Consider the following 14526-nt stretch of genomic DNA (forward strand, 5'->3'; position numbering starts at 1 on the left):
AGGTGCTCCGCCGCCTTTTGCCGTAACACGTCAGGCGCCATTCGGAATTCGACAGCGTGAATTGCCTCCCCCGCCCCGCAGACCTTTGTATACAGCGCCTGTTAATCGCGGGCGCGCGCGGTGTTTACAGCAGGTTTCAAAGTCCTCACAGCCGCCGGGCGCGGGAGGCGGCGAATTACCGGGAATCGCTCCACCTGGGCCGCCGCCAGCGCCCTGGCGCGCTCGGCGTCCCGGCGGGCGACGGCATCCACCATCGCGCCGTGCTCCTGCCACACCGCCGCGGCCCGCGGCGGCGGATCGACCACCTCGGGTGAGTACATCCACACGGTCTTGCGGCGCAGCTGGGTCAGCAGCGCGGCCAGGCTGGGACTGTCCGACGCCTGGGCCAGCGTCTCGTGGAACCAGTCGCCGAGCGGGCGCAGGTCCGACAACTGGCCGTGCGCCGCCCGCTGGCGCCCCAGCCGCACCAGCCCGCGCAGCACCTTCAGATGTGCGTCGGAGCGCCGCTGCGCGGCCCGTGCGGCGCCCAGCGGCTCCAGCAGGGCGCGGATGTCGAGCAGGTCGGCGGCCTCCCGCTCGGTCGGCTCCGCCACACACGCGCCGGCATGCCTGCGGGTGGTCACGAAGCCCTCGGACTCCAGCGTGCGCAGCGCCTCGCGGACCGGCACCCGGGAGACGCCGTAACGGCGGGCCAACTGCTCCTCGGTGAGCCGCGCGCCCGGCGGGAACACGCCGGAGACGATTTCGTCGCGAATCGCAGTGCATACCGTGTGCGCGGAAACGCGCATGGTCCGACCTCCGGCGTGATCCCATGACCCCGTGATTCCCACGATTTCTGGTGGCGTCGCAGAACCGAACTGTATTCCATTCACCGGTTAATTCCGATCCCGGGACCGGATGCGGCGGAAAAGGAACGGCCCGGCGGACGCGGGAGGACCGGCTCCCGGGGCAGGCGCACGAGGACCCCCGGCACGGATGCCGGGGGTCCTCGGGTGGGGTGCGGCGGGTCAGGTCGCCGCTGCGCGTGCCCCTGGGGGCACGGCGGCCGGGTGGGCCGCGGGGCTCAGACCCCGACGCCCTTGGAGCGCAGGTAGGAGACGGGGTTGACGTCCGAGCCGTACTGCGGCGAGGTGCGGGCCTCGAAGTGCAGGTGCGGGCCGGTGGAGTTGCCGGTGGAACCGACCTTGCCTATCTGGTGGCCGGAAGTCACCGCCTGGCCGACGCGGACGTCCATGGCCGACAGGTGGCCGTACTGGGTGTAGCGGCCGTCGCTGTGCCGGATGACGACGTTGTTGCCGTAGGCACCGCCCCAGCCGGCCTCGACGACCTGGCCGGCGCCGACCGCGCGCACCGGGGTGCCGGAGGCGGCGGCGAAGTCCACACCGCTGTGGCTGCCGGAGGACCACATGGCGCCACCGGAGCGGTACTGGGTGGTGACGGGCGCGGACACGGGGGCGACGAAGCCCTTGGGGGCGGCGCGCTTGGCGGACCGTGCGGACGCCTGCTGGGTCCGGCTCTCCGCGGCGCGCTCCTCAGCCTTGCGCTTGGCGTCAGCCTTGCGCTTCTCCTCCGCCTTGCGCTTCTCAGCGGACTTGCGGTCCTCCGCGGCCTTGCGGGCCTCGGCGGCGCTCTTCTGTGCGGCGGCCTGGGCCTGGACGCCGTCTGCGGCGGAACCGCTGAGGGCGACCGCCCGCAGCAGGCCGGAGTCGTGAGCGGCGGTGGCGGCAGCGGCGGGGCTGACGAGTACGCCGGTCAGACCGGCGACGGTGAGTGCTCCGGCGAGGCCGGCGCGGAGGGCGCGGCTCGATCGGCCGGACTTCCCGGTGGCATGCGTAAGCGCCATGGCTGGCGTGCTCCTTTCCTTCCTTCACGCCTACCGGGTTAGCTGACGGGTTCGGAGCAGGAAGGTCTCCTACGGGCGCCTGCGAGGAGGCTCGCCCGATTCACCCCAAGGACTTCTGATGGGTCCCCGGCTCCCTCACGGGGACTCGGCGTTCGCCGGCCGTCGGCCGCGGATGCGGTCGCTTCTGACGGGCAGCGGGATCGAAGCTAAACCGGACATCTGACCGCTACCAAACCGATCTCGGTCTTTGTCGCCCATCCCACACCTGGAGCCACCACAAAAGCGCTAAATCCGGACATAAAGCGACCCCTGATTGCCGGGATCTGCAACCAAGGGCCGCTTCCTGGGCCGTATCCGCCACCTCCGGACGCACCGGCTACTGGCCGGAGACCACCGTCACCTCGCCGACGCCCAGCGCACGCACCGGGTCGGCGATCTGCTCGGCGTCACCCACCAGGACCGTCACCAGCCGGTCCAGCGGGAAGGCGTTGACCGCCGCGGCGCTCGCCTCCACCGTGCCCGTCTCGGCGAGCAGCGCGTACAGACGGCTCTGGAAGTCGTCCGGGAGGTGCTGCTCCACCTGGTCGGCGAGCGTGCCGGCGACGGCGGCGGCCGTCTCGTAGCGCAGCGGCGCCACCCCGACCAGGTTCTGCACCGCCACGTCGCGCTCCTCGTCCGTCAGCCCCTCGGCGGCCAGCGTCCGCAGCACCTGCCACAGGTCGGCGAGCGCCGGGCCGGTGACGTCGGTGGCCACCGAGCCGCTGATCGCCAGCAGCGCCGCCCCGGTGCCCTCAGGCCCGGAACGCAGCACCTGGCCGAAGGCGCGCACCCCGTACGTGTAGCCCTTCTCCTCACGCAGCACCCGGTCCAGCCGGGAGGTGAGAGTGCCGCCCAGGCAGTAGACGCCGAGGACCTGCGCCGGCCACACCCGGTCGTGCCGGTCGGCGCCGATGCGGCCGATCAGCAGCTGGGTCTGCACCGACCCGGGACGGTCGACGATGACCACGCGGGCGGCGTCGTCGGCGGTGATCGGGCTCATGGGGCGCGGCTGGGCCTCCGCCCCAGTCCACGCGCCCAGCGTCCCGCCGAGCGCCGCGTCGAGGTCGATCCCGGTGAAGTCGCCGACCACGACGACGGTGGCGGTGGCCGGACGCACATGGGCCTCGTAGAACGCCCGGACGGCCGCCGCGTCGATGCGCGAGACCGTCTCCTCGGTGCCCTGACGCGGCCGGGACATGCGGGCGCTCGGGGGGAACAGCGTGCCGGACAGTGCGATCGCGGCGCGCCGCGCCGGGTTGGCCATCTCGTGCGGGATCTCGTCGAGCCGGTTGGCGACCAGCCGCTCGATCTCGCTGTCGGGGAACGCGGGTGAGCGCAGGGCGTCGGCCAGCAGCGCCAGGGCGCGCTCCAGCCGGGACGCGGGCACCTCCAGCGACACCCGCACACCCGGGTGGTCGGCGTGCGCGTCGAGGGTGGCGCCCGCCCGCTCCAGCTCGGCGGCGAACTCCTCGGCGCTGTGCTTGTCGGTGCCCTCGCTGAGCGCGCGGGCCATCAACGTGGCGACGCCGTCCAGCCCTTCGGGCTCGGCGTCGAGCGGCGCGACCAGGTTGACCTCGACCGCGACGACCTGCTGGCCGGGGCGGTGGCAGCGCAGCACCGTCAGCCCGTTGGGCAGCGTGGAACGCTGTGGCGCGGGGAAGTCCCAGGGCTTGGGCAGGCCGCCGGCCGGCTGCGGGTGGAACTCCATGACGGGGGTGACGGGGCTGACGGGGGTCACGTCGCTCACTGCTCGGCCCCTCCTTCTTCTTCGGCGGTCTCGGCGGCTTCGGCGTTGTCGGCGGACTGCGCGTCCGCCGGGGCGGTGGGCTCGTACACCAGCACCGCACGGTTGTCGCTGCGCAGCCGCGCGGCGGCCACCTCGCGGATCTCCTCGGCGGTGACGTCCAGCACCCGGCGCACCGCGGTCAGGGCGAGCTGCGGGTCACCGAACAGCACCGCGAACCGGCACAGTTCGTCGGCCCGCCCGGCGACCGTGGCCAGCCGGTCCAGCCACTCGCGCTCCAACTGGGCCTGGGCCCGCTCCAGCTCCTCCGGGCTCGGCCCCTCCTCCGCGAACCGCTTGAGCTCCTCGTCGATCGCCGCCTCGATGGCGGCGACCTCCGCGTCGCCCGAGGTCTTCACGTCCAGCCAGCCGAGCGACGGCGCGCCGGCCAGCCGCAGCATGCCGAAGCCCGCCGTGACCGCGAGCCGGTCCCGCCGCACCAGGCGGTTGTACAGCCGCGACGACTCGCCGCCGCCGAGCACCGTCAGCGCCAGGTCGGCGGCGTCGGCCTCGCGGGTGCCGTCGTGCGGCAGCCGGTAGGCGGCCATCAGCGCCCGCGCCGGCACCTCCTCGCGGACGACCTCGCGCACCTCCGCGCCGATGACGTCCGGCAGGGAGCCGTCCCGCGGCGGCTGCTTGCCGTCGTGGCCGGGGATGGAGCCGAAGTACCTCTCCGCCCACGCCAGCGTCTGCTCCGGGTCGATGTCGCCGACCACCGCGAGCACCGCGTTGTTCGGCGCGTAGTAGGTGCGGAAGAACGCCCGCGCGTCCTCCAGCGAGGCCGCGTCCAGGTCGGCCATCGAGCCGATCGGCGTGTGGTGGTACGGGTGGCCCTCGGGGTAGGCCATGGCGGTCAGCTTCTCGAACGCCGTGCCGTAGGGCACGTTGTCGTAGCGCTGGCGGCGCTCGTTCTTCACCACGTCCCGCTGGTTCTCCATGGACTCGTCGTCCAGGGCCGCCAGCAGCGAGCCCATCCGGTCCGCCTCCAGCCACAGGGCGAGTTCCAGCTGGTGTGCGGGCATCGTCTCGAAGTAGTTGGTGCGTTCGAAGCTGGTGGTGCCGTTGAGCGATCCGCCCGCCCCCTGCACCAGCTCGAAGTGGCCGTTGCCCTTCACCTGCGCCGAGCCCTGGAACATCAGGTGCTCGAAGAGGTGGGCCAGTCCGGTCCGGCCGGGGACCTCGTGGCGCGAACCGACGTCGTACCAGAGGCAGACGGCGGCCACCGGAGTCTGGTGGTCCTCGGAGAGCACCACACGAAGGCCGTTGGCCAACCGGTGTTCGGTGGCTGTCAGCCCTCCGGTGGCGGGCGGGGGCGTGGCCGTGTGACCCATGGGCGTGGAGTCCCTTCGTCGGTGAGCTGGCCGGTCGGCGAGCGGTTGTCCGCTCACTGTATGCAAGCGCGCGGACCACACGCGAAGTTCCCGTACCGTTCGGGTCGAAGGACCGGCTGTCGGAGGCCGGGTCCACAATGGTCGGCGACCGACCCGCTCGAAAGCCGCACGTACCCGAAGGAGCCGCAGCCCCGATGGCCCGCCGCAGTACGAAGACCCCGCCGCCGGACGACTTCGAGGAGCGCATCCTCGACATCGACGTCGTCGACGAGATGCAGGGTTCCTTTCTGGAGTACGCATACTCGGTCATCTACTCCCGCGCGCTGCCCGACGCCCGGGACGGGATGAAGCCGGTCCACCGGCGCATCCTGTACCAGATGCACGAGATGGGCCTGCGCCCCGAGCGCCCCTACGTCAAGTGCGCCCGGGTCGTCGGGGAGGTGATGGGCAAGCTCCACCCGCACGGTGACAGCGCCATCTACGACGCCCTGGTGCGCATGGCCCAGCCGTTCTCGATGCGGCTGCCGCTCGTCGACGGGCACGGCAACTTCGGCTCGCTGGGCAACGACGACCCGCCCGCCGCCATGCGGTACACCGAGTGCCGCACCGCGCCCGCCGCCGGGCTCATGGTCGATTCGATCGACGAGGACACCGTCGACTTCGCCCCCAACTACGACGGCAGCGAGCAGGAGCCGGTGGCGCTGCCCGCGGCCTACCCCAACCTGCTGGTGAACGGCGCCTCCGGGATCGCCGTCGGCATGGCGACGAACATGCCGCCGCACAACCTCGGCGAGGTGATCGCCGCCGCCCGGCACCTGATCAAGCACCCGGGCGCGGACCTGGAGACGCTGATGCGCTTCGTGCCGGGTCCCGACCTGCCCACCGGCGGGCGCATCGTCGGCCTCGACGGCGTCAAGGACGCCTACGCGAAGGGCCGCGGCACGTTCAAGATCCGCGCGACCGTCGCCGTGGAGCAGGTCACGGCCCGCCGCAAGGGCCTGGTCGTCACCGAACTGCCCTTCACGGTGGGCCCGGAGAAGGTCATCTCCAAGATCAAGGACCTGGTCAACGCGAAGAAGCTCCAGGGCATCGCGGACGTCAAGGACCTCACCGACCGGGCGCACGGCCTGCGCCTGGTCGTCGAGATCAAGAACGGATTCCATCCCGAGGCCGTGCTGGAGCAGCTGTTCAAGCTGACGCCGATGGAGGAGTCCTTCGGCATCAACAACGTCGCGCTGGTGGACGGGCAGCCGCTCACCCTGGGCCTGAGGGAACTGCTGGAGGTGTACGTCGACCACCGGTTCGAGGTGGTCCGGCGGCGCAGCTCGTTCCGCCGGGACAAGCGCCGCGACCGCCTGCACCTCGTCGAGGGCCTGCTCGTCGCGCTCATCGACATCGACGAGGTCATCGCGCTGATCCGGTCCAGCGAGAACGCCGCGCAGGCCAAGGAGGCGCTGATCGGGCGCTTCGGCCTGTCGGACGTGCAGACCCAGTACATCCTGGACACGCCGCTGCGCCGCCTGACCCGGTTCGACCGGCTGGAGCTGGAGTCCGAGCGCGACCGCCTCAACACCGAGATCGTGGAGCTGACCCGCATCCTGGACTCGGACGCGGAACTGCGCAAGCTGGTCTCCTCCGAACTGGCCGCGGTGTCGAAGAAGTACGCCACCGACCGCCGCACCGTGCTGCTGGAGTCGGCCGGCTCGACGGTGGCGGCGGTCCCGCTGGAGGTCCCTGACGACCCGTGCCGGGTGCTGCTCTCCTCCACCGGCCTGCTGGCCCGCACGGCCGTCGACGGCAACGGCTTCGACGAGGCGGCCAAGCGGGTCCGGCACGACGTCGTGGTGTCCGCGGTGCCGGCGACCGCCCGCGGCCAGGTCGGCGCGGTGACCTCCGCCGGACGCCTGCTGCGGCTGACCGTGATCGACCTGCCGCAGCTGCCGCAGACCTCCTCCCCGCCCAACCTCTCCGGCGGAGCGGAGGTGTCGGAGTTCCTCTCCCTCGCCGACGGCGAGTCGCTGGTCTGCCTGACCACGCTCGACGAGTCCTCCCCCGGTCTGGCGATCGGCACCCGGCTGGGCGTCGTCAAGCGCGTCGTGCCCGACTACCCGGCGAACAAGGACGAACTGGAGGTCATCACCCTCAGGGACGGGGACCGCATCGCCGGCGCGGTCGAACTGCGCACCGGCGAGGAGGACCTCGTCTTCATCACCGACGAGGCCCAGTTGCTGCGCTACCCGGCCGGGCAGGTGCGGCCGCAGGGCCGGGCGGCGGCCGGCATGGCCGGCGTGAAGCTCGGCGAGAGCGCCCGGGTCATCTCCTTCACCGCGGTCGATCCCGCCGCGGACGCCGTGGTGTTCACCGCCGCCGGCACGCACGGCACTCTGGACGACACCCTGGGCACGGCCAAGCTGACGCCCCTCGACCAGTACCCGCGCAAGGGCCGGGCGACCGGCGGGGTGCGCTGCCAGCGCTTCCTCAAGGGCGAGGACTGCCTCACCTTCGCCTGGGCGGGCCCCGTACCGGCCCGCGCCGCGTCCGCCAACGGCACCCCGGTGGAACTGCCGGAACCCGACCCGCGCCGGGACGGTTCCGGGCTGCCGCTGGCCAAACCGGTCGCGGTGATCGCCGGACCGGTCTGAGCCACGGCTCGTCTCCGGTGGGCGCGCCGAGCGGTTGCGCCCACCGGACGGCCCGGTGTCACGGCCGTGGCCGTCCCTCGGCGTGCCCAGTCACGGCACGGGCAGGTCGTCCTCGTCCGGGTCCTCGTCCGGGTCCGACGCCGGCCCGGCCGCCGCTTCTGCTATGGCGGGGTCGTCCACGTAGCGCAGCACGCCCCACATGCCGCTCGGCCCGGCGTCCGCCGGCTCCGGTCCGGCGCAGGCCGCCAGTTCCTTGAGCAGCCCGTCCCCGTCCAGCCCGGCGCCGATGAGCACCAGTCGGGTCAGCCGCTCCTCGCCGTCCGGCCACGGCTCGGGCCGGAAGCGCAGGAACCCGCCGACCGCGTGCACCACCCAGCGCTGCGGTGAGCCGTCCGCGCCGAAGTGCACGAAGCCCTTCACGCGGTACAGGCCGGTGGGCCGGGCGTCGAGGAAGGACAGGAAGCGGCGGGGGCTGAGCGGGACGGCCCCGGTGTACTCGACACTGCGGTAGCCGTCGTGCAGATGGCCGTGCCCGTCGTCCTGCCCGTGCCCGGAGCAGCCGTCGCCGCCGTTCGCACCCTCGGCCTCCTCCTCGATCCGCAGGTCCTCGAACGACAGCTGCCGGGCCCGCTGGGCCTCCTCGCGCTCCCGGGCGGCATCCCGGTCGAAGAGCAGTCCCGGGTCGACCCGCCCGTGCACGGCCGTCACCACCGGGGTGCCGCGGCCGAGTTCGGCGAGCGTCGTGTGCAGCGCCGCGAGCCGGTCCGCACCGACCCGGTCGGCCTTGTTGAGCACCACCAGGTCGGCCGCGCCGACATGCCGGTCCAGCTCCGGGTGGCGGGCCCGGACCGCGTCGAACTCGGCGGCGTCGACCACCTCGACCAGCCCGCCGTAGACGATGCGGCGGTTGGTGCTGGCGAGCACCATCCGGATCAGGGTCTCGGGTTCGGCCAGCCCGCTGGCCTCGATGACGATCAGGTCGATGGCGGACGACGGCTGGGACAGCGTGCCCAGCACCTCGTCGAGGTCCTCGGTGTCCACCGCGCAGCACAGGCAGCCGTCCCCGAGCGAGACCATCGAGTCGACCTGCCCCGCGACGGTCAGCGCGTCGATCTCGATGCTGCCGAAGTCGTTGACGACGGCGCCGATCCGGACGCCGCCGCGGTTGCGCAGCAGGTGGTTGAGGAGCGTGGTCTTCCCGGAGCCCAGGAAGCCCGCCAGCACGACAACCGGAATACGGGGGGTGACCACGTCGTTGCCTCCAGCGTTCGGAACGGCCTTTGATCCTAGCGGCGGTTAGGCTCGCCTATGTGAGTACGTGCACGGTCTCCTCCAGGGAACTCGACGAGCCGCTCGCGGCGACCGCAGCGACCGCCAGGACCTGGCTGCTGATCGAGCAACCCGGCCCCTGGGGCGTCGACGCCCTGCGGCACAGCCGCCTGGACGCCGGGCTGGGCGCCGACCTGTCGGGACGCTCCGAGGGCACCGGCGTGCGGGTGGCTCTGATCCGCCGGCCGGGCCCGCACGCGCACCGTTCCGGAACGGGCAGCCGGCGGGTGTTCGCCGCGCACACCGTGCCGGGCCGCTCCTGGATCCGCAGCGCCCGCCTGGACGCCCTGGACGAGCTGTGGGGACTGGACCTCGCCGGGCTCGGTGCGGGACGCCACAGCGGCCTGTGGGAGCCCCACCGGGGCGATCCGCTGGCCCTGGTGTGCACCAACGGCAAGCGGGACCGCTGCTGCGCGGTGCTGGGCCGCCCGCTGGCGGCCGAGCTGGCCGCGTCGGGCGACGCCGACGTGTGGGAGGTCACCCACATCGGCGGGCACCGCTTCTCCCCCACCCTGGTCGTGCTGCCGCACGGCTACGCCTACGGCCGGGCCGACGCGCCGCTCGTCAAGGAGGTCCTGACCGCGCTGCGCGACGGGCACGTGGTCACCGGCCACTGCCGCGGCCGGTCCTGCTGGGAACGCCCCGGGCAGGCGGCCGAGCTGGCCGTGCGCGACCTGACCGGCGAGCCGCACGCCGACGCGCTGACCGTCACCGGCACCCGGCCGCACAGCGACCGGGCACGTGGCGCTGCGGACCTCGGCGACGCCTGGGCGGTGACCGTCAGCCACCGCGACGGCCGGTCCTGGCGGGTCAACGTGGTCGCGGCCGCGGACCGGCCGCCGATCGCGGCGAGCTGCGGCGCGGCCCTCACCCGGCAGCCTCCGATGGAGATCAGCGCGATCACCGCCCTCACGCCGGTGTCCCCCGCGGCATCCGTCACGAGTGAGGCCTCGCCGGCTTCGGCGCGGCGGCTCAGACCGCGCCGGCACCGGTGAGTGCCCGCACCTCCGTCTCGGCGTGCCGGGCCGGGTCGGACCGCTCGTCGTCGGTGACCGTGCCGAACCAGCCGGCGAGGAAGCCCAGCGGGATGGAGACGACGCCGGGGTTCTGCAGCGGGAACCAGGCGAAGTCGAGGTCGGGGAAAAGCGCCTCCGGGCTACCGGACACCACCGGGGACAGTGCCACCAGGGCCAGCGCGGGCAGCAGCCCCCCGTAGACCGCCCACAGCGCGCCGCGGGTGGTGAAGCGGCGCCAGAACAGCGTGTAGAGCAGCACCGGCAGGTTGGCGGAGGCCGCGACCGCGAAGGCCAGACCGACCAGGAAGGCCACGTTGAGGTTCTGCGCGAGCAGCCCCAGCGCGATGGCGATCCCGCCGATCACCACTGCCGACCCGCGCGCGACCGCGACCTCGCTGCCGACCGCCGCCTCCCGTCCGGACGTCTCCGGCCGTCCGCCGCCGGCTCGCGACCTGCGCAGCGGGGCGTACAGGTCGTGTGCGATCGCCGCCGAGGAGGCCAGCGTGATGCCCGCCACGACGGCGAGGATGGTGGCGAAGGCAATGGCGGCGACGACCGCGAACAGCACGGTGCCGCCGGTGGTCCCCTCCCCTCCGCCCAGCATTCTGGCCAGCAGCGGAACAGCCGTGTTGCCGGCGGGGTTGTCGGCCCGCACGGTGTCAGGGCCGAGCAGTGCGGCGGCGCCGAAGCCCAGCACGATCGTCATCAGGTAGAAGCTGCCGATCAGTCCGATCGCCCAGATCACCGAGCGGCGGGCGGCGCGGGCCGTGGGCACGGTGTAGAAGCGGGCCAGGATGTGCGGCAGCCCGGCCGTGCCCAGGACCAGGGCGATGCCGAGGCTGACGAAGTCCAGCCGGGAGACCAGGTTCTCGCCGAAGAGCAGCCCCGGCGCCAGGAAGTCGCTGCCCTGGCCGCTGCGCTCGGCCGCGCCGGTGAGCAGCGCGCCGGGATCGCCGCCGAAGCGCAGCAGGACCATGACGGTGAGCGTGATGGCGCCGCCCATCAGCAGTACGGCCTTGACGATCTGGATCCAGGTGGTGGCGCGCATGCCGCCGCAGGACACGTAGACGACCATCAGCGCGCCCACGCCGATGACCGTCCAGGTGCGCACCTGCGTGCCGCTGTCTCCCAGCAGCAGCGCCACCAGGGTCCCGGCGCCGACCATCTGCGCCACCAGGTAGAGCACCGACACGATGACGGAGGCGGTGCCGGACGCGATGCGCACGGGCCGCTGGCGCAACCGCGCGGCCAGCACGTCGGCGAGTGTGAAGCGCCCGCAGTTGCGGACCAGTTCCGCGACCAGGAGCAGGACGACCAGCCAGGCCACGAGGAAGCCGACCGAGTAGACCATGCCGTCGTAGCCGTAGAGGGCGATCAGCCCGGAGATGCCGAGGAAGGAGGCGGCGGACATGTAGTCGCCGGAGATGGCGAACCCGTTCTCCATGGGCGAGAACAGTCGTCCGCCCGCGTAGAACTCCTCCGGTGAGCCCTGCCTGCGGCGGCTGGCCCAGGTGGTGATGGCCAACGTGACGGCGACGAAGGCGCTGAAGAGGACCAGGGCGAGGGTCTGGTGGCTGAGCGTCACCGCCGCGCCTCCCGGGTGCGCAGCTGGGTCTCCCAGCGCAGGTCCAGGGCCGCCCGGTCACGGCGGCGCCCGGCGTTCCAGGCGTAGGCCCAGGTGATGAGGGCGGTGCTGAGGAACTGCCCGAGGCCGGCCAGCAGTCCGATGTTCAGCGGACCACCCGCCACCTCCCGGGCCATCAACCCGGGGGCGGCGGTGGCGGTGATGACGTAGGCCAGGTACCAGCCGAGGAACAGGCCCGCGGCCGGGAAGACGAAGTGGCGGTGGCGGCGCCGCACTTCGGCGAAGGCACCGCTGCGGTGGACGGCGAGGTAGACCGCGTCGTGCGTCCACTCCGGCGCAGGCGCCACAGGGGTGGCGGGGGCTGCGGGGGCGGGCGCAGGAGCGTTACTGCCCGGAGCGTTACTGCCCGGACCGGCCACCGCGTCCGCCGACCCGGGCGGTGGCTCACCCCAGCCGGACGCGACCGCGTCGTACCAGGGGTCCTCGTACCGCACCGCGCCGCGGTCACCCGAACCGTCGTGCTGTGTCACCCGAACTCTCCTCGCTCGCGACCGCGTCCGCCGTGCGGACGTACGGCCGAGGTCCAAGGATGGTGCGGGCGGTGCGCGCGACGGCCCGGATGGCCCGACCTTCACCCCATCAGGTGACGGGTCGGGCGGGAGCGGTCAGATGTCGATCCGCGACCGGTCAAGAGTGGCCGCGGAGGTGGTGATGAACTCCTTGCGCGGCGCCACCTCGTTGCCCATGAGAAGGTCGAAGGCCTTCTCCGCCGCGTCCAGGTCGCTGATGTTGATGCGGCGCAGGGTGCGGTAGCGGGGGTCCATCGTCGTCTCCGCCAACTGGTCGGCGTCCATCTCGCCGAGGCCCTTGTAGCGCTGGATGGAGTCCTTGAAGCGGGTGCCCTTGCGCTGCAGGTCCAGCAGCCGCTGCCGCAGCTCGCTGTCGGAGTAGGTGTAGATGTACTTGTCCTGGCCGCGCTTGGGGTTGATCAGCTCGATCCGGTGCAGGGGCGGCACGGCGGAGAAGACCCGGCCCTGTTCGACCATGGGCCGCATGTAGCGCTGGAAGAGCGTCAGCAGCAGGCAGCGGATGTGGGCACCGTCCACGTCGGCGTCGGCCAGGAAGATCACCTTGCCGTAGCGCGCCTGGTCGATGTCGAAGGTGCGGCCCGAGCCGGCCCCTATTACCTGGATGATCGCCCCGCACTCGGCGTTCTTGAGCATGTCCGAGATCGAGGACTTCTGGACGTTGAGGATCTTGCCCCGGATCGGCAGCAGTGCCTGGAACTCGGAGTTGCGGGCCAGCTTGGCCGTACCGAGGGCGGAGTCGCCCTCGACGATGAACAGCTCGCTGCGGTCGACCTCGTCGCTGCGGCAGTCGGCGAGCTTCGCCGGCAGCGACGAGGACTCCAGGGCCGTCTTGCGGCGCTGCGCCTCCTTGTGCTGGCGGGCGGCGATGCGGGTGCGCGCCGCGGCCACCGCCTTCTCCAGCACCGCGCGCGCCTGCTGCTTGGTGTCGCGCTTGGTGGAGGTGAGGAACGCCTTCAGCTCCTTGGCCACCACCTGGGCCACGATGCGGGAGGCGGCCGAGGTGCCCAGGACCTCCTTCGTCTGGCCCTCGAACTGCGGCTCGGCCAGGCGGACCGTGACCACGGCCGTGAGGCCCTCCAGGGCGTCGTCCTTGACGACGTCGTCCTCGGCCACGCGCAGCAGCTTCGCGGAGCGCAGCGCCTCGTTGACCGTCCTGGTCACGGACCGCTCGAAGCCGGTGAGGTGGGTGCCGCCCTTCGGCGTGGCGATGATGTTGACGAAGGACCGGACGGTGGTGTCGTAGCCCGTTCCCCAGCGCAGCGCCACGTCGACGCCCAGCTCCCTGGTGACCTCGGTGGGGATCATGTGGCCCCGGTCGTCCAGTACGGGCACCGTCTCCTTGAAGGAGCCCTGCCCCTGGAGCCGCAGCACGTCGCACACCGCGCGGTCCGGCGCGAGGTACTCGCAGAACTCGCTGATGCCGCCGTCGTAGTGGAAGACCTCCTCGGTGACCTCGTCACTCTCCATCAGGCGCTCGTCGCGGACCGTCAACGTCAGACCCGGGACCAGGAAGGCGGTCTGGCGGGCGCGGGCGTAGAGGTGGTCCAGCGAGAGCTTGGCGTCCTTGAGGAAGATCTGCCGGTCCGCCCAGTACCGCACCCGCGTGCCGGTGCGGTCCTTGGCGATGCGCTTGCCCTTGAGCAGGCCGGTGGCGGGGTCGAACGGGGCGTCCGGGCCTGACTCGGTGAAGATGCCGGGCACACCGCGCCGGAAGCTGATCGTGTGGGTGCGGCTGCTGCGGTCCACCTCCACGTCGAGGCGGGCGGAGAGGGCGTTGACCACGGACGCGCCGACGCCGTGCAGACCGCCGGAGGCGGCGTAGGAGCCGCCGCCGAACTTGCCGCCGGCGTGCAGCTTGGTCATGACGACCTCGATGCCGGACAGGCCCGTCTTGGGCTCGACGTCCACCGGGATGCCGCGGCCGTTGTCGCGCACCTCCACCGAGCCGTCCTCGTGCAGGCACACCTCGATGCGGTCGCAGTGGCCGCCCAGCGCCTCGTCGACGGAGTTGTCGATGATCTCCCAGAGGCAGTGCATGAGTCCGCGGCTGTCGGTGGACCCGATGTACATACCCGGTCGCTTGCGCACCGCCTCCAACCCCTCGAGGACGAGCAGGTGCCGCGCGGTGTAGTTGGAGCCGTCACGATCCGCTCCGGACAGCAGCGCAGTGGACGACGGCACAGACGACTCGGCGGTCACGCGGGTTCGCTCCTCGCTGAATTTCCATGGGGGTGGCTGGCTTGCCGGTCAGAGGGTACCCAGGCCAAGTAGAGCAGGTGGGACGCCACCCAGGGGTAAACCTATGCTAGACCAGGGTCGTGCACGCGTTCGATAACTCGTAAGGGTGACGTGTACATCACGTTCCCAT

The 14526-nt window shown here is 72.3% G+C and carries 10 protein-coding genes and 1 riboswitch; of the genes, 2 read left to right on the forward strand and 8 right to left on the reverse strand.

What is annotated here, in order from left to right; genetic code table 11:
* Positions 1 to 101 precede the first annotated feature (101 nt).
* From QNO07_RS21415 to QNO07_RS21430, 4 genes are all read right to left on the reverse strand, one after another.
* Positions 102 to 788 (reverse strand): GntR family transcriptional regulator, encoded by a 687-nt coding sequence (locus tag QNO07_RS21415; protein ID WP_283993843.1) that lies wholly within the window; start codon positions 786 to 788, stop codon positions 102 to 104.
* 275 nt (positions 789 to 1063) lie between these two features.
* Positions 1064 to 1843, reverse strand: coding sequence for a M23 family metallopeptidase (locus tag QNO07_RS21420; protein WP_283993844.1), 780 nt, complete (start codon positions 1841 to 1843; stop codon positions 1064 to 1066).
* A 13-nt stretch (positions 1844 to 1856) separates the two neighbouring features.
* Positions 1857 to 2004, reverse strand: a riboswitch (cyclic di-AMP (ydaO/yuaA leader).
* A 215-nt stretch (positions 2005 to 2219) separates the two neighbouring features.
* Positions 2220 to 3590 carry a M16 family metallopeptidase gene (locus tag QNO07_RS21425; protein WP_283993869.1) on the reverse strand — a complete coding sequence of 457 codons (1371 nt, stop codon included), beginning with the start codon at positions 3588 to 3590 and terminating at the stop codon, positions 2220 to 2222.
* A gap of 35 nt (positions 3591 to 3625) precedes the next feature.
* A complete protein-coding gene (locus QNO07_RS21430; protein ID WP_283993845.1) occupies positions 3626 to 4996 on the reverse strand; it encodes a M16 family metallopeptidase in 1371 nt (456 codons plus the stop codon).
* A gap of 194 nt (positions 4997 to 5190) precedes the next feature.
* Between QNO07_RS21430 and QNO07_RS21435 the strand changes: the two genes are divergently transcribed.
* Positions 5191 to 7638 (forward strand): DNA gyrase/topoisomerase IV subunit A, encoded by a 2448-nt coding sequence (locus QNO07_RS21435; protein ID WP_283993846.1) that lies wholly within the window; start codon positions 5191 to 5193, stop codon positions 7636 to 7638.
* A 90-nt stretch (positions 7639 to 7728) separates the two neighbouring features.
* Here the strand turns inward: QNO07_RS21435 and QNO07_RS21440 are convergent, their stop codons facing one another.
* Entirely contained in the window at positions 7729 to 8889 is a 1161-nt protein-coding gene (locus tag QNO07_RS21440) for a CobW family GTP-binding protein (RefSeq protein ID WP_283993847.1), read from the reverse strand.
* 59 nt (positions 8890 to 8948) lie between these two features.
* Here QNO07_RS21440 and QNO07_RS21445 point away from each other — a divergent pair, with 59 nt between their 5' ends.
* On the forward strand, positions 8949 to 9962 hold the full coding sequence (locus tag QNO07_RS21445) for a ferredoxin family protein (protein ID WP_283993848.1): 1014 nt from the start codon (positions 8949 to 8951) through the stop codon (positions 9960 to 9962).
* Here the strand turns inward: QNO07_RS21445 and QNO07_RS21450 are convergent.
* The 3 genes from QNO07_RS21450 to QNO07_RS21460 form a co-directional block, all read right to left on the reverse strand.
* The gene (locus QNO07_RS21450) at positions 9940 to 11568 is read right to left on the reverse strand and encodes a monocarboxylic acid transporter (RefSeq protein ID WP_283993849.1); all 1629 of its coding nucleotides are present in this window, start codon (positions 11566 to 11568) and stop codon (positions 9940 to 9942) included. The genes QNO07_RS21445 and QNO07_RS21450 overlap by 23 nt on opposite strands.
* A complete protein-coding gene (locus QNO07_RS21455) occupies positions 11565 to 12098 on the reverse strand; it encodes a DUF485 domain-containing protein (protein ID WP_283993850.1) in 534 nt (177 codons plus the stop codon). Before QNO07_RS21455 ends, QNO07_RS21450 begins: the two co-directional genes overlap by 4 nt.
* 135 nt (positions 12099 to 12233) lie before the next feature.
* Positions 12234 to 14357 carry a DNA gyrase/topoisomerase IV subunit B gene (locus tag QNO07_RS21460; RefSeq protein WP_283993851.1) on the reverse strand — a complete coding sequence of 708 codons (2124 nt, stop codon included), beginning with the start codon at positions 14355 to 14357 and terminating at the stop codon, positions 12234 to 12236.
* Positions 14358 to 14526 lie beyond the last annotated feature (169 nt).

The sequence above is a fragment of the Streptomyces sp. 549 genome (assembly GCF_030124175.1).
GTDB lineage: Bacteria > Actinomycetota > Actinomycetes > Streptomycetales > Streptomycetaceae > Streptomyces.